Below are 18,382 nucleotides of genomic sequence, written 5' to 3'. Positions count from 1 at the left end.
TTCAATCGCATATTAGATAACAAAGTGATGTCATGGCTGCCTCTAAAAGCGGCACATGCATGAGGCAGCGGCCGGTTAATCGCGTTTGTATAAGATGCGAAAGTTGCAGATGAGGAGCTCGTTAAAATCCAAAAAAAATGCTGGTCACCTTTGTAACCAGCATTTAAACCTACCTATACAATATGGTCCTTCAAATCAGAAATTTACTTTTACCCCCAACAAGGCGCTGGTATCGGAGTATCCTTTGTCACCCATCTGCTGGCCGATATTACCCCACAGGTTAACATTTTTGGTGATCTGGCCCTCAACCCCTACTTTCAGCTCGCCCAGATTGCGCGTGCCTTTCTGGGTGACTTTTACGCCGTTTAGTTCGCTGCCAAATTCCTTTGTATTATGGATCCAGTTAGCCTCAATAAATGGCTGGAATACGCGATCTTTGCCATCATCAATAGCGCTATGACCTTTGATAAAGGTACGCGCTCCTAAGCGGGTTTGAATGTTGCCATCGCCGGTTCCTTTCACGCGGGTGCCATTCTGCTCGCGAATCTCATCCGCTTGCACGCCCATCCAGGTGATCTGCGCCTGAGGCTGCACGAAGTAGCTCTCACGCTCATTCTTCTCGCCAATCTTCCACGTGTACCCGGTCTCAAGTGACGCGGTAATGCCTTTTGATTTATAAGACTCCGCCGTCAGTGAGTCGCCTTTCACTGTGTTATCAAACCAGCTGTATTGCGCCCAACTGTCAAGATAAGCACCTGATTTCTCTTCGTTGTCCTGTAACCAGGTCGCGTAGATGCCCGTGCTGTAACCATTGATCGTGCCATCTGCTTTCTGACCAGAAATATGGTTACGACTGTTACTCTGCTGATTAGCATAACCGGCCATCACACCAAGGTGATAACGGTTAGCGCCATCCGTAGTCCACTGCGCAATATCCCCCCCCATCTGCATCACATAGCGATTGGCCTGCGTTTTCATCTGGCCGCTGCTGTCACTTGAGCGGGTGTGGCCACCTACGTTTCGTAGCCACATACTGGTCACTTTCTCTTCGCCAGTAAGCGCGTCAACATAGTGGGTCTCACCTAAACGATCATGTAAACGCGTATTGAACAGGTTATTTGCTGCAGCCATGTTCGCTGAGTAGGCGGCAGATTCCGGGCGATAAATCTTGATGATCTCATCTTTATCGCCACCACCGCTACCTTCACCAGGGTCAATCACACCACTGAGCAAGTTGGTCAGATACCAGTTGTTGCTGTTGGCGCTTTCGCCACGTACCAGATTGTAATCATAGGCACCAGCGACGATACGGCCGTCCTTCACAAACTCACCGTCAGATTTGCCTCCGACACTGATAACTTCAATACCGTTGAGGGTTTTAGCACCGCTCCCGCCGGCATTGTTGACACTTACGAGTGTTGTACCGCTAGTGTCCCCCGCAACGATCATTTTATCAGTGGTCGAATTGTCATCACCTAAGGCGGTGTTCAGAGTAATGTGACCGTTATTACCAAGGTAATTGCCAGCAATATGCAACTGATTACCTGCCGCTGCTCCTGCACCACCCAAAATGATGTCTCCACTGTTGGCAAAATTGCCGCCGACGTTGAATCGCAGAGTTTCTGTAACGGACTTAGCGGCTGGAATGATTTCACCTAACTGCAGTTTACCGCTGTTGGTAACGTTGCCTGATGTACCACCAAAGCCACCGGCAACCGCCCCTGCGGCTATATTCAGGTTGGCTGAAGCCAGAGTGACGTTATTGCCCACGCTACCAAGCTGCAGGCCGCCCGCGTTAACCTGTGTATCTCCGGTGTACTGCGCTGCCTGCTGGCTAAGCGTTACCACACCTGAACCATTCTGGTTTAACTCACCGCTGCCGGTAATAGTGTTATTCATCAACCAGCTGTGGCTGCTGGCAAGATTTAACGCTCCCTCATTGGAGATTTCAGCTGAGCCCAGGCTCGATTGAGTTGATGCCGTCAATGCGGAGCCGTTTCCAATACTGAATTTACCTGCGAATTCACCGTTATCACCCAGCAAGATAACATCACTGTTCTGCGCAATATTGGTTTCACCTGAACCGCTCAGGCTGTTGAACAACGCACCAGCCGTATTTTTTAATGCTAATAAACCTTCGTTGACGATATTGCCGCTGCCCAAGCCGAAGGTGTTGTTCAGCTGCACGTCAGCACCAGAAGCAATTGAAGTTGTTGCCGCGAGCCCGGCATTGCTGCCATTGATCGTTAACGTACCGCCATTTACATTCAGTGCACCACTGCCCTGCAGGTTGCCGTTGACCGAACCGCCGTGTGTAATGCCCAGTGTGCCGCCGTTGAGGTTCGCCACTGATCCTGCCGTTGTGTTTAAAGCACCGATAGTCTGGTTGTAGCCATTCATGTCAAATCCAGTATTGGCCGCCAGCGAAAGTTCTGATGTCTGACCCAATACGTTGTCATTGTTCATCACCAGACTGCCGCTGCGTACATCCGTTTTACCGCTGTAACTGTTATCCATGTTGGACAGTGAGACGGTGTGACCAGTACCGGTATCAATTGCCAGATCGCCAATTCCAGTCAACTTCGCGCTCATATCCGCAGAGTTGCCCTTTTTACCAAAGGCATTCAGCACCAGTGCATCGTTGCCCTGAGTCAACAGGTCCAGCTGCGTCAGGCCGTAAGTAACATACAACCCGTCATTGGCCTGCCCACTGGTCAGTCGATAGTCATAGGTGGCATTGGCCACCACGTTGCCATCCTGCAGCACGTTGGTATTTAATTTATCGGTTATCAGGTTGCCGCTGGTATCACGCAGTTCCAGATTGCCGCCGGAGCCTTGCACCGGAATCGCGCTACCTGCCAGTTTGATGCCCTGATCGCCTTCATCCTGTTCCAGTAATGAAACGGTCTGTGGTGGCAGCACATGATGGTTTGTGACCGAACCAGGATTAATTTCAACAGTCCCTCGGCCACTTATGTCCATTAATCCGGAAGTCTGCACCACGCCTTTAGCAACCGTATCGCCAGGTGTACCGGTATTAAATACGACGGTGCCACCGTCAAAGTTAAGACCACCAATTCGCTGCACGCTATCAGCTACGGTTACACGGCTATCGGTTCCTGCTAGCAGGGTTGCGTTAGTGAGAGCCTGAGTATTCAGTCCATCTAGAGCAAATTTGCTGTCGGTTAGCGCTAACGTACCAGTAAAGGTGTTGCTGGCATTGTTGGCAGTAAAGTCAAAAGCGTTACCTGCCGTACTGGCCGCAATCATGCCTGATCCACTGATGTGACTGTTAAAAAATGTGTCAGCGCTTTGTTTCAATACCAGTGTGCTGCCGTCGGTAATATTAAAACCGGTACCTGCGGCGTCATCTGCAGAGTTGCCTAAGGACAGCAGAATATTATCCAGCGTCAGGGTTGAGCTGTTTTCAAGATTTACCTGTTCAAAACCTGTAATTGTTTTTCCAGATTGCGCCAGCGTCAGCTGACTGTTACGCAGATTGAGCTTGTCATCGCCGGCTCCGCCATTCAGAGACTTAAACAAATTGCCGTCGGTGGCATCAATGTTGACCAGATTATAGCTGTCATTACCGCTTGAGCTGGTGATATCCGTAGCGGTACTTCCATGCTGTAAATCCACAGTGTGGTCGTGTGCGGTAGTAAGATTTACCTGACCAACAATGTTGCCGCCTTGAGCATTCACAAAGTGAACGCCTGACAGACCGCTGGTAATTTCCAGCGCAACCTGTGCAGCTGAGTTGGCGATAATGTCCCCACGGTTAATAAAGCTACCCACGTAATCGTTATTAACGTCGACTACAGGGTTGATGGTGGATTTTGACACCAGGCGGCCGCTCTGTTCAACCACTGCAGTCGTTCCGCCAACTCTCAGAGCAGGTCCGCCAGCAGCATCATTGATGTTGACGCTTGCACCGGACTTCACGTCGCCTTTAATATTCGTGGCGATACCGCTGCCGTCCGCACTGTTGACATCAATTACCAGGTTACGAGAATTTGACATATCAAGGGCACTGTCAGCTGTTGAACCATCAGCATTCTGGATCAGCAAGCCAGAGCCGCTACCGTTAACGGTAATCTTTCCACTGTTTTCACTGGCCATGCTGGCGGCCGTGCGAACGCCTGCCCCGTTATCAACGGTTATCTGCGTGTTATCAAGTTTGATGCCCGCAATTTCTGCTTTGTTTTCGATGGCATTACCATTGCCTACCGGGTTCATCTCAATGCTGGCATCTTTCACCCTCAGGCCAGTAGCACCGGTGTCCAGCAGAATGCCATGAGCGCTGCCGCTGGCTTTCACCACCCCTCGGCCATCAAGGGCCAGATTCGCACCGTTACCGACCTTAATCGCAGCTTCGCCATTTGAGGCTTCGATATTGCCAGTATTAGAAATGGTTGAAGCCGGCCCCTGAATATTAACGGCAACTCCATTTACCTTGATATCGCCGCTGTTAACCAGCGTGCCGCCATCCACCAGGACGCCCGTGGTATTCGCCGTGGCGAAGTTAATGTCACCACGGTGATCTAGGGTGCCGCCATTGCGGGCAATATAGCCGATAGCATTTGGCGCTGTGGCTACGGTGCTATCGAGCGTCGCATAGCTGGTCAGCCTTGCATTGCCGCGATAAGCGGGATCGCCGTTGCCGGTAATATCTGAATAACTGCCGTCTACAATACCTGCCGTGCTGCTGGCACCGCTTATTGAAAGTGTAGTTTCCTTAGCCAGTGTGCCCTGGGCATTGCCCATCACCTTGATACCCGTTGCGCCTTCACCGCTGGCTGCGATGGACATATTACCGGTGTTAAGCTCACTTGCCTGGGCATTACTGGTTACCAGCAGAGCCGTCGAATTTTTACCGCTGCTTTCTACAGCGGATGCGCTACCGGTGCCATTAAAGCTTGCACCGCCGTCGATACGATACAGCGTCGATCCATCGGTCGTAACATTTTGCGTACCGGTGCTGTTATCGACCACTTTAGAGCCCGCACCCAGTACGTAATAGCCGGTCTGACTCACGCCATCAAAATTAATTACGCCGGCATTGTCTACTTCAATGGTTCCACCATTACGCGCATGGGCGCCGATGGCACCATCACCCTTCAGCTCAATGGTACCGGCATTGGTGGCTACTGCCCTCGCGCCGTCAGCCCACAAACCGTAGTTTGCGGTTTTGGTAACAGCATCTATTCCCCGCAGAATATTAATCAATCCGTCGTTGCGCACCGTGGTCGTTCCACTGTCTGTGCTGACAGAACTCGCCATCATGGCGACAGCGTTAATACCGTCCAGGGTGATGTTACCGTCAGCGGCATTCAGTACTGAGCCGCCTGCGGCGCCCGCGCTGGCGAAACCTTTCATGCCAACATTTTGCAGGGGAGGCTGTCCGGCCACGCCGTCTGCTGCGCCTTTGATGAGAATTTCACCGTGGTTGATAGCACGAGCAGCGGGCCCCTGAACAATGACACCAAAGGCCCCCTGTGTTTTACTGCCCAGTGTCAGCGTACCGCCGTTCTGATTGGTGAATGTTGAAAATCCACGCGCCAGTACCAGCTGATTATTTGGTGAGTTAGCCACGATATCTGTCGTCGCGTCGCCGGTACTGTGTTGTGCCTGACGGCCAAGATAAACCTCTCCACTGTTACTGAACGCAGAGCTGTCTTCAAGCAAAACACCCATACTGTAAGTTGGGTAAGTTGTTGTTACTTTACGCTCAACAGCTGAAATATTGATGCTGCCACTGTTATTCAAAACCGCATCATTGAATAGCTGCACACCTATGTTACTCACATAGGCTCCGCTGGGCGCTAGATTAATCACCCCGTCATTATTAATTGTACTACCTGTACTGGCGGCAACGGCATTATTATGTCCTGTAAAAGGAGTGCCAATCGGATTGCCAGAGCTATTCTTATAAGCACTCATTTCAGCGTTTGTCCCTGCATCAATAACCCCATAATTATTGACTACAGAGTTCTCGCGTGCAGACACGACCAACGAACCCGCACTGGAGTTTGCAAATGTCCCCAGATTGCCATAGTTATTCAGTGTTGACGCGTTAGTCAGCCTAACAACCGATATATCGGTGTTATATGCCTGAATGGATGCATCAGAATCGATATTAATAGTGCCAGCACTGCCTAAAATGTAAGCTACTCGGGTTGGGTCAATGACAAAGCGTGTTGCATCATCATCTGGCACTGTTTCGTCAACGTAAATATGTTTAACACCTGATGAGTCATAAGCTTTCTTAAATTCCGAATCATACGATCCCGGAGATAATAATCCGTCTTTTACTGCCTGAATTAACGCAGAATTATAGCTTTTCAGATCCTCAATATTTTCTACGGTTTGCACGCCAATTGCACTATCGAAAGTTCCAGTGAATCCTGCCAGAAATGCCAAGGCGGGGTCGGAGTTGTTTTTGGCATAACTGCTTATATTTCCAAGGTGTGCTACCGTCTTGCTTTTGTAATTCAGCGTCCCTCCATTTGCTAGAAATACGGATGACGTGCTGTTTTTACCTTTCATAAACAAGGTGATCTGATTATCTTTATTGTTGAACCAGTCACTGTCTGAGCTATTCCCTACATTCACATCCAGACTGGAACCAGTGCCAATTTGAATCAGATTACGATCAACATACTGCCCGTCTGCACCCACGGCATAATGGTAGCTATAAAACTGATTAGCCAGGTCAACCATACGCAGTTGATTATTCTGATATGCAGAAAAAGTAGCGCTGTTACCCGTTGCCGGGTCAATGTAGTCATAACCCGCCTGCTGACCCAGTCCGATATAGCCACCATTATCAACATAACTGGCACCATTCCCGGAGAGTTTCCCCATACCGGCCAGTACTGACAATTTAAGAACGTTAAATCCACTGTCACCGCTGGCTATTGCCATCCAGTCTGTTGAAAGCAGATTATCGTTTCCATTAATGGCCTGAACATGACCGCCATCTTTAGAATTAAAAACATCCAGGGACAAATCTGCCGCATGCGCCGGAATGAACAACGCTAACGCCAATGCGCTCAGTGACCACGCTGTTAAGTTTAGGCGCGTCCTATTGGGTTGTTTAGAGCAGCCTTTTGATGACTTACTTTTTCCCTTGGTTAATTCTGAGGTGACATCAAAACGTTGCAGGGCAGAATTCCACTTTACTTTAAATATCTTATTCATAATATTTGATTCGCGATTTAGATTGATATCAGAATATGATCTGAATGATGACGCCAGCCATAAACCAGGCACCAAGGGAAAACGCAGCTACAAAAAGCCACGCAGCAGGTCTAAGTATTTGGTTAATTTCAATGAAATTAGCAATTGCCTTCATGATTTTCTCACTGTCTTTGTGGCTCAGCGCAGGTGTGAGCACATCTGACAATAAGTGTGTCATTTTTTAATCACTGTAAATATCAGACACAAAGAGCCACAGTGTAAGCCGAGGACTACATTCCAATGTTTTAATTCTTATTTATTTTTCTTTCGTAATTAGAACTAGGATAAATGAAGTAATTTTGTGGGAGCGGGACTACAAAATAATTTTTGCAGTCTTTTTCTTGGCAACATATTATTAACCAATATCTAAACATTCAGGATGCATATGGCTGCGTTCATTGTTGTAGACGACCATCCACTGGCAAGGCTTGCCATTCGTATGCTTCTTGAGAAAGAAGGCCACCTTGTTGTAGCAGAAACTGACAACGGTTCAGACGTGTTAGATTTGGTCATAAAGCACAATGCTGATGCACTGGTGATGGACATTGATCTTCCTGGCATCAATGGCATTGAGGCGATTACCTTGCTGCGCTCTGCTGGTGTAAAAATCCCGGTCATCGTCATGAGTGGAAAAAATGCCGACTATTACACTCAACTCAGCATGAAGGCTGGAGCGAACGGTTTCATCAGCAAACAAAATAATCTTTCAGACCTTTCCTACGCTATTGGGGCGGTTTTTTCTGGCTACGGTTATTTTCCTTTGCGCATGCATGAACCTTATGAAAAGGCCATCACAGCTTCAGAATCGGAGCAACTCCGACTGCTGTCGCGGCGTGAGTTTGAAGTGTTGAAGCTTCTGGGTGAAGGGGTAGAAATCATCAATATCGCAACACGTATGCAAATCAGCAATAAGACCGTAAGTACCTACAAAGCACGTCTTATGGATAAACTGGGTCTGAAGAATCAGCGTGACTTACTGGATTTCACTCGCAGGAATAATATCTCCTGATGCGTCCAAATCGTCTTTGGATATTCGCTGCTTTCTTATATTCGGTTAGTGGCATCTCCGCTCCCGATAAGCTCAGTTATGTGCCTGACGCCCTTCCCGAAGTGACGGCTCCAACGCTCACAGATTATCAATGGCGTTGGCTCGGACAAAAGCGCGAATTGACGCTCGCGCTTTATGGTCCCACCAGACCGCCTTTGACGAGGATTGATGCTTCAGGACGCGTTACCGGGTATATCCCCGATTTCTCCTGGACTCTGGCTCGAAGCCTCGGCCTGACTCTTCGCATCGTTCATTTTAATAATGCAGAGTTAGCCTATTCCTCGCTTAACGAAGGCGACACCGACATAATATTTAGCCCCGCAGGAGATGAACTTCACTCTTATCATCAAGCAGTTATGAGCGTCAAGGTGGCAGAAGCGTATCCCTTGGAAGTTGTACGACGAAGCGCCGATGCTATGTCCGCTATCACTGACAAAAGTACTATTTCAGGTGGCACACCTGGCAGGTTGCTTGCTGCGCTCGATCAGGGAAAGGTTCAGTCTGTCATATTGCCGGCTGGGGAAGCGTACTATGTAACAGAACGAAACTACGTTAATTCCCTGAATATAATTGCTCTTTCTTCCCAGCCGATGACAGCATATAAATTCATTACCCGGAAGCATACGCCTGTTTTGCATGAGGTGCTTGAGAAAGCGACCCTTAATCTGCGTTCAAGTCAGGCAGGTGAAATAATTGCCTCTCGTTGGGATCAAGGCAATCTCATTCGCTTCATTTCCGAACCGTTAAACCTGACGTCTGATGAGCGGACCTGGCGTGAAAGTCATCCCACCGTCACCGTAGTGGCCTCAAGTTTTAATCCTCCGTTTTTTATGAAAGGCCCGGATGGGAATTACACGGGGATAGGACCTGAATTACTTTCGCTTGTGAGTCTCAAAACAGGCATTCGGTTCCGCTATTCGGACATTGGCGACGCTACGAATATTTCCGCGGCTCTGGCAAGCGGAGATGCCGCCATGACCGCGCCACTGATATGGAGTCAGGAAAGAAACCGGGACATCCTGCTCACGACCCCGTTTATGTTTACGCCCACCGTGATGGTCACCCGCAGCGGTGAACAATCATTAGATGACATCCGCAGCGTGGCATTGATTCCCGCCCAGGAAGCCACAGACTGGTTCAGAAAGGCCTTTCCAGAGGCTAAGGTTACTTTGATCGGTAATCCAGGACTTGCTATGCAATGGGTCGCTGAGGGAAAAGTTGACGCCACACTGAACACGCTCATTAGCGCCCGATATCTTCAGCAGGGTCTCTACCAGGACAGGCTTAAATTACAACAGGATTTACCTGTACCGGAGGCGGCGATTGTCTTTGGGGTAAGAAGGGCTGACCCGGAGCTGCAAAGCATACTTAACAAGACGCTTGGTTTAGTGCCAGCAGATATGGTGACCAGTATACTGACACACTGGCAGGCTACACCTGCAGCGCGCTTCGATACCTGGAGAATTTATCGCAGTGAATTTTACAGTGGGGCGGCGGGTGCCGTGTTGCTTATCCTAATTACCGCAGTATGGGCCGGCGTTCTGCGAAGACAGGTTAAGCGCACTCAACGGGCTAAAGTTTTATTACGCCAAGAAATCCTGTTTCGTGACCGGCTGATAAACGGCCCTCCCCGTCCCGTCTATGTGGCGGCTCCTGATGGACAAATCATCCACAACAATCTGGCATTCGAAAAATATTTAAGCGACTACCCCTCCCAAAATCTGGCTTTATCGTTATTTGACAGCAGACACCCACTCTATGCTGTCTGGAAAGAGTGCTTAAGAATGCCGCCGACGGGGGACGAGCCACTGGAGTCAGAATTCGCTCTTAAAGATTCATCCGGGCGCGTAAGGCAAATACGGCACTGGATGACCAGCTTCCATGAAGACGACGGGACAACCGGCGGTTTTATCGGAGGATGGCAGGACGTAACTGACTATCTCAGTATGCAGGGCCAGTTAAGCATAGCTCGGGAAGAGGCTGAACGTGCCAGTCAGACTAAGAGCCGATTTCTGGCCACTATGAGTCACGAGATACGGACGCCCCTTAGCGCAATAATCGGCCTGCTTGAGTTGCAGGTGCAGGAAAATCGTGCCGATACAGAACTCATTCGCGTGGCCCACGAATCATCCCAGAGCCTTCTGGCGTTGATTGGTGACGTTCTTGATATTGCACGCATCGAATCGGACAAAGTCACTCTACAGCCACGTTGGTGTCGTGTATCGGCTATTGCTCATGCGGTAGTAGAGACTTTTAGCGGGCTGGCACACCAGAAGGGATTACTCCTGAGCCTGGCGCTGCCGGAATACGACAGAGAGGTTTTTTCTGATGAAAATCGGCTCAGGCAAATAATAGGAAATCTTGCTGGCAATGCCGTCAAATTCACTCAGAAGGGAGAGATAAATATAAGCGTTTCGCTCCCGTTACAGAACAAAGGCAGAATGCAAATTGTCGTGCGGGACTCAGGTCCAGGTATTTCCGAAAATGATCAGAAGCGTCTGTTCTTGCCCTTTGAACAGGCAGACAACTCAGTTTCGGGGGGAAGCGGGCTTGGGCTGGCTATTAGCCGCGAACTCACGGTGCTAATGAACGGAACACTGAGTCTTGAAAGTGCTCCCGGAAAAGGTTCTGCTTTTACGATTGATATTCCTGTAGAAACAAGACCCGTCAGCTATGTAGATTCTGTCCCAGTCATTCCCCCAAGGCTGCATTCGTCGCTTAAGATTCTTGTCGTTGACGATCATCCTGCAAATCGCCTGCTCGTTTCACGCCAGGTTGCCCTGTTGGGTCACAGCGCCAGTGTTGCAGATAATGGCCGGTCAGGACTTGAGACATGGCAAAATGAGAAGCCCGATATCATCCTTACCGACTGCAATATGCCGGAAATGGATGGCCTCGAGATGACTCGTAGCATCAGGAAACAAGATCCGGGTGTTTTGATCATTGGTATTACTGCGGATGCACAGGAATCGGAAAGAGACCGATGCCTTGCCGCTGGAATGAATGCCTGCCTATTCAGGCCGGTAGATTTTTCCCGACTGGCTGAAACTATCGCTGCTTTTGAGCCACACGAACCACATGAAGTTACGGACCTAACCGAGTGGATAGATCTAGAGGCTATGGCCGCCTTTTTACCCGATAGCCCTCAGGCCATAAGAGAGTTTATTACTCTTTCTATCTGTGAAACCCGGAAAGACCTTCTTAACGCGCGCGATGCGATTGCTCAGAACGATTTACCTTCTGCACGCCGCATTTTTCATCGTGTTGCCGGGACGCTCAAGGTGAGCGGAATCAGGGAAATGGGTGAACAGTGTGCCATGCTTGAAGAGTTGGCAGAGATGGATGAAGACAACTCGATTATTATTCATCATATTGAAAAAGCACTGACTACGATTGATCAATTTGAAAATGTCTTTATGCATTCGTGATCTGCACACGATAAATTAGGATAATTCCTACAACTCAACCTAGTGCTGTCTGATGTCGTGAAAATGACAAATTCTGTTTAATGCTATTAGCAAACAGGAGGTGCTATGTTCACATTAACGGTCATGGACAGCGATAAATGGATTGCCGCAGGAATTTCTCAGTATTTTAACGACAGACATATTAAAGTAACAGTGATGACTGACGAACAGGATAGTCAAGCACTCAAACTTGCGGCGGAATCGAATATTGTCATAAGTGAGTTATACACAGCTGGACGTGATGTACAGGCAGTTTGCGAACTTTTTGTTATGCTCAGAATGATATCACCATCAACTCGATTAATTTTCCTCACAGACCTCAGGGAAAAAGCCGTCATCAAATACATTACAGCTCTTTTGCCAAATGCAAGTGTACTTCCGAAAAGCTGTGATATACACCGTCTTGCGAGTGAGGTATTTAGTTGCGCTTCGCGATCTGATGACGAGATTACTTCCTTAAACGTTAAGCGTAAAAGCGGGGCTCTGACCGCTAAGGAGTTTGGATTGCTTCGAGTTTTAGCCACTAACGACAGTCTGACTGACATAGGATGTAAGCTTCAGCTCAGCGTCAAAACAATAAGTCAACATAGAAAAAACATAATACGAAAACTAAATTGCCATACTGCTCACGACCTTTCTACTCGTCTTATTGGTATGGGATTTGGGAATAACAAATCGTCCTGACCTGCACCTCGCTACTCCGAAGAGACTGTTATAAGCAACTTCCGCTGTTGGCACAAAGTGGACTGTCATTACCCATCCCATCCGTTAGGAGGTGTCCATACCATTCCCAGCAAGCTTTACACAAGCTTGATAAGCTCGGGTTTGATCGCTGCCGTCAGCAGACAAACCGTATTAGCTGCGCAGCAATTGTATATTATTACTGGATTTTTTAATAAATTTTTTATAACTTTATAACCCTAACAATATTTAAATGGAAGTTAAAAGCATAATGACACTATTGATATCATTTGGATTACCATTTTTAGGTGTTTTAATAAGTTATTTTGTGTACATGAATAGTGTAAGAAAAGACAAAAGCTCAATAGTAATTGAACTAGCTAAAGAAATCGAAAAAAATACTCCTAATAAACTCCTTGTTGAGTTTTTATTTTCTTCAGCATTTAAATGTGGGCCAATGCCATTTAGTGATATAGTCGTATTACTAAAGCACCACCACCCTTACATGGCAACAGAGGAGTACTTGAAAGTAAAGCGACATGTTAATGCATTCAAACTAAGATTTATTAATGGAATGGTTCGCGTAGATATAAATGAAGGTTGGGACTCAAACAGAAAAATAAAAAAGATGAGAGTAATGAATATGTCCTATGCACTTACCTGTTATTTCACATCGGCAATTTTTATCAATAATTATTGGGGAGGTAACCCGCTAGCAAACATTGAGACACTCTTACATTCAGGACAGTGGCTTTGGGTAATTATTAAAGGCATCATTGATGTAGGATTTCCAATTATGATTGGATTTTTCACATTTACATTTTTACGTACTTGGCATGCCATTGGACTAATAGAGGGCTCAGTGAGATTTTTAAAATCCAGCCATCACGTTTGACTCACTTAACTCTTTCCATTACAGAATCAAAGTCGATCCCATACGGATTAATAGTTCTAAAAATTATGGCGTTTTTTCTTTCCTCGACTAACTCATACTGTTGATTTTTCCCTGTAGCCCTCATGTCTTCTGGGTAATATATCTTCATCGCCTCACTCTTCTCAATAATTTCTTTTGGCATCTCTTTGCCATTCAATTGAAATCTAATGGGGAATGACTTCATGTTATCCAGTGAGGTTATTATTTTATTATCATATCTCACCCACGTACCTGCAGAATCGCTATGATAAGTGACTTTCACTATATCTCCCGCCCCCCTTCAATAATCACATTCCCAGAGAAATTATATTTTCCATTGGCAAAGTATGACGTTATCCCTGTTACTCTTTCAGAGTATCCCCCATATCCATAATGGTAATTAACTCGCCAGTCACCAATTAAATTCCCACTGATTTCACTGTTTGGTGCTGTCGGGTGCAAGTAATAATAAAGCCCTAAGCCATTTGACAGAATAAAACTCAAAGTAAGTGTTCTCTTCCAGCTTGATAAAATAGACTTAAACATATTCATGACTGTCCTTGTTAATTATTCAGAAACACATATTATTTTAGGCTGTATGTAATCCTCAGCGGTAACAATGATAGAAAAATAATATCGTTAAGAGGGTGAACACATGAAAAGGTTATCTTTATCTAAGGCCACAAGAACTGTGATGGGTATATTTTTAATATTCACATCATTCTTTTCCTCAGCTTCAGAGCTCGACGAACTCGCCACCACCCAACGCCTTCTAGACCAAGTCCAGCTCTCCCTCGACCGCGCCCGCACCGTCGCCGCTCAGTCCGATCCCAATAACCGCCGCCGTTACCTCTTCGACTACAAGAAAGCCAACGAAGACCTCAACACCATGCGTGCTGGCATCGATCGCTACACGCAGCCTTCGCGTGCGCAGCCGTTGGATTACGGCAAGGTCAGCGGTGATTACACGCGGGGCCGTCCGCTATGGCGATGACTGCCGCGCAGATCAACGCGTTTAAAACGGCATCCGGCAACATCGATATTAGCGTTCTGTATCTGGTGTCCGTTGGGCTACTACTGTGCGTGCTGTTTCTCTGGGCAGCTTGGGCGGCGGTAGATGTCTGGCATGGCTGGGCAAATACCAAAGTAAGGGATGCCGCGCTTGCCCGATTTGTTATCCGTTCTGTGGCTTTACTGATCGTCTGCATCTGGATGTTCGCCAGTTAACGCAGACATTTTCGAAGTGCCTTTACCCGTCAAAGAGGAATGTTCCATGAAATCAAAGTTAGTTCGCTTGTCTCGCTTTAAAGACCGTCAGGTCATGCGTCTGGGTTCCGGGCTGATTCTGGCTTGGTTGTCGTGCAAACCGGCGCTGGCCGATCTCCCTACCGTTGAAGCACCTGAATCCAGCGGCGGCACCGGGTTGATGGGCCAGATCAAAGGTTACGCGCAGGACTTCATTGTGTTCGCGGGTCTGCTGGTTTGTGCCGTGGCCTTCATCAACGTTGCAACCAGCGCCGTGCATACGTTCGTCGAAGTGCGTAACGAGCGTGCCACCTGGACCAAGTTTGGCTCCATCGTAGCAACCGGCGTTGTGTTACTGGTCGCGACTATCTGGCTGCTCGGTCAATCTGCCGAAATCATTCTGTAAGGGGATTAGCATGCAGACCATCCGTTTTTTACCCGATCGACTGAATGCCGAACCTGTCGTGTTTCGCGGTTTCACCACGCCGGAATTGGGATTGGCGGCATTGATTGGATTAGCGGTTGGAGGTGTGGTGTGTCTGCCGTTTTTTCCACTGGTTGGCTGGGTCATCATCCCGACCGGGATGCTGCTCATGCCGCTGGTACTCATTGCGTTTGGCGGGCGCTGGATGGCCCGCCTCAAACGCGGCAAGCCAGAAAACTATATCTGGCAGCGGCTGGAGGAGAAGAAACGTCGCATGGGCTATGGCGATCGCACTCTCATCATCAGCTCACACAGCTGGTCTCTGCGCCGTACACCGAAGGGAGCCGGAAAATGAGCCAGTTCCGCAATGCTATTCAACGCAGCGATCAGCACATCAAATCGCTGCGCATCGCGTGTGCTTTCCTTGTGCTGTTAGTGCTGATCACCTCAACTGGCTGGATGCTCGCCCCTCGCAGCATGACCATTCATAACCCGCCAGATCTGCGCACCGGCAGCACGCGCCCGTGGTGGGAAGTGCCGCCATCATCTGTATACGCCTTTGCCTTCTATATATTCCAGCAGCTCAACGCCTGGCCAAAAAACGGTGAAACTGATTATCCCGCCAAGATCCGCGCGTTATCTGCTTACCTGACCCCGGCCTGCAAAGACTTCCTGGAAAGAGATGCCACCGAGCGCACTAACCGCAACGAGCTGATTGACCGCGTGCGTGTGGTGTATGAAATCCCCGAGCGCGGTTACAGCAGCAAAAGCGTCTCGGTGCGTGATCGTGATAACTGGGTGGCACGGCTGGATCTGGTAGCCGATGAGTATTTTCATACCGAGCCGGTTAAGCGCGCAATGGTGCGTTATCCAATGAAAGTCACGCGCTGGAATGGCGATCCCGAAACCAATCAGTTTGGTCTGGCGCTGGATTGCTACGACGGCGTGCCACAACGACTCGAAGCCGCACCACCGCAGCCGAAGCCTGAGCATAAGGGGATGTTTGAATGATGACGCTCACCAGATTGCATGTTGCCTGCAGGCTGATGTTGGCGGTGTTGCCAGTGGCAACACTTGTGCCGAATCCGGTTCAGGCGGTTGAATTAATGAAGTGGGAGCGCGTCCCGCTGCAGGTCACGTTAAAGGTTGGTCAGGAGCGCGTGGTGTTCGTCGATAAAAACGTGCGCGTCGGCATCGCACCTGCACTTAAGAGCAAGCTGCGTGTGCAAAGCACGGGCGGCGCGGTTTACCTGAAAGCGAACGAAGCGTTTTCCCAGACCCGCATCCAGCTGCAGGATGTCGAGAACGGCGAGATCATCATGCTCGATGTCACCGCAGGTGCGAAGGGTTCAGCCGAGCCGGTGAAGCTGGTTTATGAAGATGGCGACAGCGAAGGCGATACAAACCCTGGGCAAGCTGAAGCTGCCAAAGAAGAGAAGAAAGTCAGCTACTCCGCGCCATTACCGGTGTTGCTCACGCGTTACGCATCGCAGCGATTGTATGCGCCGCTGCGCACGGTTGAGCCGGTTCCCGGCGTGCGTTCACTACCGCTGCATCTGCCAAGCCGCATTACCACGCTCTATCCCGCCGAACCGTTAGAGATCCAGCCCATCGCGGCGTGGGCAGTACAAAGTCAAAACGTCGTGGCGTTTCGCGTGCGCAATATGACCAGCCGCAAAATCGTTCTCGATCCCCGCTCGCTGCAGGGCAAGTTTGTCTCCGCTACTTTCCAGCACCGTTTTCTCGGTTTAGTCGGCACGCCCGAAGACACCACCATGCTGTATCTGGTAATGGATTCGCGCCCCGAAAACGCATTGATTCCTGAAGCGAAGGTAAGCCGCAAAGCGCGAGGTAAACAGCATGCAGATTAAATCGAACACGCTGGTCAAAGTGCTGGTGCCGGTCTTTCTACTCGCGGGCGTTGCGGTGGGCATGAAAAGTTGCAGCATCAAAAGTGAGACGGAGAAAACCAGTGCCACGCCAGAAAAGCCTAAAGCGCTGGCCGATCTGACGCCTGCCGAACTCAAGGCGCTGGGCGTTGAAGGTGATACGCCAGAAGATACGCTGCGTACGCTGGTCGGCACGCTGAAAACCATTCGCGGCAAACAGGAAACGCTCGACCGCCAGAATCTCGACCTGGTGAAAGAGAACGAGCGACTGCGTACGCGTAATCAGAACGTTGCCGGACAGGTAAACGAAGCGGTATCGAACTATCAAAAAATTGCCGAAGACCGCCGCCAGCAGTTACAGCAGGAGCAGCAATCGCTGTCCAGCAAAGTGCAGGAGCTGAGCAACCAACTGGCCAAACGCATGGCTTCCGATAAGCAGGATCAGAATAACAGCGATATTCCGCTGGGACTTGGTCTGGATGATGTTGCCAGTGGCAACAGCAACGATGGCGTGATGTGGGTTTCACCCAGCGATCAGCGCAGCAGCAGCAGCAGCACGGACGCGGGCACAACATCCAGCAATGGCAAATCAGCAATCGGCGGATTCCCGACTTCGTTCCTCGGCGATAACGCGCTGAGTAAGAGTAAAAGCAATTACGAGCAGAAGGTGAAAGGCTACTCAAACAGCCAGAAAGAGGAGGAAAGCACCGAACCGGTGTATACGCTGCCGGAAAACTCCACGCTAATTGGCAGCAAAGGCATGACCGCGCTGCTGGGACGCGTTCCAATTAATGGCACCGTCACCGATCCTTATCCATTCAAAGTACTGATTGGCCGCGACAACCTGACAGCCAACGGCATCGATTTACCCGATGTTGAAGGCGCGATTGTTTCCGGCACCGCATCCGGCGACTGGACGCTCTCCTGCGTGCGCGGCCAGGTGAACTCCATCACCTTCGTCTTTAGCGATGGCCGGGTGCGCACGCTGCCGCGCCCTGATAACAACGGCAAGAGCAACGGCCAGGATGGCGGCAAAAAGCAGGACGGCGGCATTGGCTGGATCTCGGATGAAGCCGGTATTCCCTGCATCAGCGGTACGCGAAAATCCAACGCATCAACTTACCTGCCGACCCTCTTCGCGCTCTCCGGCGCAGCCGCTGCCGGTGAAGCGCTCAATGAAAATCAGCGTACCGGACAAACCAACGCTTACGGCGGCGTAACCTCAACGCTAACCGGCGATGCCGGACAAGCGGCGATGGGCAAAGCGATTGCCGGTGGCGTTGGTGATGTTTCCGAATGGGTGAAACAGCGTTATGGCCAGACGTTCGACGCGGTGTATGTGCCGCCCGGTGCGAATCTGGCCGTTCACATCACGCAGCAGCTGGCGATCGATTACGAAGATAAGGGCCGCAAGGTGCGTTACGACTTCAGCGTACCGGGTAATAACGCGCGCATCGAGCTGGACTAAGGAGATTG

General features: G+C 49.5%; 15 protein-coding genes. 11 read left to right on the top strand and 4 right to left on the bottom strand.

From position 1 onward, the window contains the following. Positions 1 to 195: 195 nt before the first annotated feature. On the bottom strand, positions 196 to 7,200 hold the full coding sequence (locus ACXKZG_RS20525) for an autotransporter outer membrane beta-barrel domain-containing protein (protein WP_488875390.1): 7,005 nt from the start codon (positions 7,198 to 7,200) through the stop codon (positions 196 to 198). Positions 7,201 to 7,228: 28 nt separating this feature from the next. Beyond that, positions 7,229 to 7,417 (bottom strand): hypothetical protein, encoded by a 189-nt coding sequence (locus ACXKZG_RS20520; RefSeq protein WP_110867843.1) that lies wholly within the window; start codon positions 7,415 to 7,417, stop codon positions 7,229 to 7,231. A 207-nt stretch (positions 7,418 to 7,624) separates the two neighbouring features. Between ACXKZG_RS20520 and ACXKZG_RS20515 the strand changes: the two genes are divergently transcribed. From ACXKZG_RS20515 to ACXKZG_RS20500, 4 genes are all read left to right on the top strand, one after another. Next, a complete protein-coding gene (locus ACXKZG_RS20515; RefSeq protein WP_110867842.1) occupies positions 7,625 to 8,248 on the top strand; it encodes a response regulator in 624 nt (207 codons plus the stop codon). Next, positions 8,248 to 11,715 carry an ATP-binding protein gene (locus ACXKZG_RS20510; protein ID WP_488875389.1) on the top strand — a complete coding sequence of 1,156 codons (3,468 nt, stop codon included), beginning with the start codon at positions 8,248 to 8,250 and terminating at the stop codon, positions 11,713 to 11,715. The genes ACXKZG_RS20515 and ACXKZG_RS20510 overlap by 1 nt, the downstream gene beginning before the upstream one ends. 105 nt (positions 11,716 to 11,820) lie before the next feature. Continuing rightward, positions 11,821 to 12,438, top strand: a complete 618-nt coding sequence (locus ACXKZG_RS20505; RefSeq protein ID WP_488875388.1) for a helix-turn-helix transcriptional regulator — start codon at positions 11,821 to 11,823, stop codon at positions 12,436 to 12,438. A gap of 250 nt (positions 12,439 to 12,688) precedes the next feature. Beyond that, positions 12,689 to 13,330: a hypothetical protein gene (locus ACXKZG_RS20500; protein WP_488875387.1), complete on the top strand. Its 642-nt coding sequence runs from the start codon at positions 12,689 to 12,691 to the stop codon at positions 13,328 to 13,330. Position 13,331: 1 nt separating this feature from the next. Here ACXKZG_RS20500 and ACXKZG_RS20495 read toward each other — a convergent pair whose 3' ends face one another. Both ACXKZG_RS20495 and ACXKZG_RS20490 read right to left on the bottom strand, forming a co-directional pair. Beyond that, the gene (locus ACXKZG_RS20495) at positions 13,332 to 13,631 is read right to left on the bottom strand and encodes a hypothetical protein (protein ID WP_488875386.1); all 300 of its coding nucleotides are present in this window, start codon (positions 13,629 to 13,631) and stop codon (positions 13,332 to 13,334) included. Continuing rightward, a complete protein-coding gene (locus ACXKZG_RS20490; RefSeq protein ID WP_488875385.1) occupies positions 13,631 to 13,900 on the bottom strand; it encodes a hypothetical protein in 270 nt (89 codons plus the stop codon). The genes ACXKZG_RS20495 and ACXKZG_RS20490 overlap by 1 nt, the downstream gene beginning before the upstream one ends. 103 nt (positions 13,901 to 14,003) lie before the next feature. Here ACXKZG_RS20490 and ACXKZG_RS20485 point away from each other — a divergent pair, with 103 nt between their 5' ends. From ACXKZG_RS20485 to ACXKZG_RS20455, 7 genes are read left to right on the top strand one after another with little or no spacing between them, the layout of a single operon-like run. Further along, complete coding sequence (locus tag ACXKZG_RS20485; RefSeq protein WP_488875384.1) at positions 14,004 to 14,342, top strand: integrative conjugative element protein, RAQPRD family; 339 nt, start codon at positions 14,004 to 14,006, stop codon at positions 14,340 to 14,342. Continuing rightward, complete coding sequence (locus tag ACXKZG_RS20480) at positions 14,333 to 14,575, top strand: TIGR03758 family integrating conjugative element protein (protein ID WP_008107119.1); 243 nt, start codon at positions 14,333 to 14,335, stop codon at positions 14,573 to 14,575. Before ACXKZG_RS20485 ends, ACXKZG_RS20480 begins: the two co-directional genes overlap by 10 nt. A 46-nt stretch (positions 14,576 to 14,621) precedes the next feature. Further along, a complete protein-coding gene (locus ACXKZG_RS20475) occupies positions 14,622 to 14,999 on the top strand; it encodes a TIGR03745 family integrating conjugative element membrane protein (RefSeq protein ID WP_224933598.1) in 378 nt (125 codons plus the stop codon). Between the two features lie 10 nt (positions 15,000 to 15,009). Next, positions 15,010 to 15,372 (top strand): TIGR03750 family conjugal transfer protein, encoded by a 363-nt coding sequence (locus tag ACXKZG_RS20470; RefSeq protein ID WP_488875383.1) that lies wholly within the window; start codon positions 15,010 to 15,012, stop codon positions 15,370 to 15,372. Beyond that, positions 15,369 to 16,028, top strand: coding sequence for a PFL_4703 family integrating conjugative element protein (locus tag ACXKZG_RS20465; RefSeq protein ID WP_455851717.1), 660 nt, complete (start codon positions 15,369 to 15,371; stop codon positions 16,026 to 16,028). The genes ACXKZG_RS20470 and ACXKZG_RS20465 overlap by 4 nt, the downstream gene beginning before the upstream one ends. Beyond that, complete coding sequence (locus ACXKZG_RS20460) at positions 16,025 to 16,888, top strand: TIGR03749 family integrating conjugative element protein (RefSeq protein WP_488875382.1); 864 nt, start codon at positions 16,025 to 16,027, stop codon at positions 16,886 to 16,888. Before ACXKZG_RS20465 ends, ACXKZG_RS20460 begins: the two co-directional genes overlap by 4 nt. After that, positions 16,878 to 18,374 (top strand): TIGR03752 family integrating conjugative element protein, encoded by a 1,497-nt coding sequence (locus tag ACXKZG_RS20455; RefSeq protein ID WP_488875381.1) that lies wholly within the window; start codon positions 16,878 to 16,880, stop codon positions 18,372 to 18,374. The genes ACXKZG_RS20460 and ACXKZG_RS20455 overlap by 11 nt, the downstream gene beginning before the upstream one ends. Positions 18,375 to 18,382 lie beyond the last annotated feature (8 nt).

The organism is Erwinia sp. 2186 (assembly GCF_057812255.1).
Note: the sequence above shows the minus strand (reverse complement) of the source record. Positions and strands in the feature narration are given on the sequence as shown.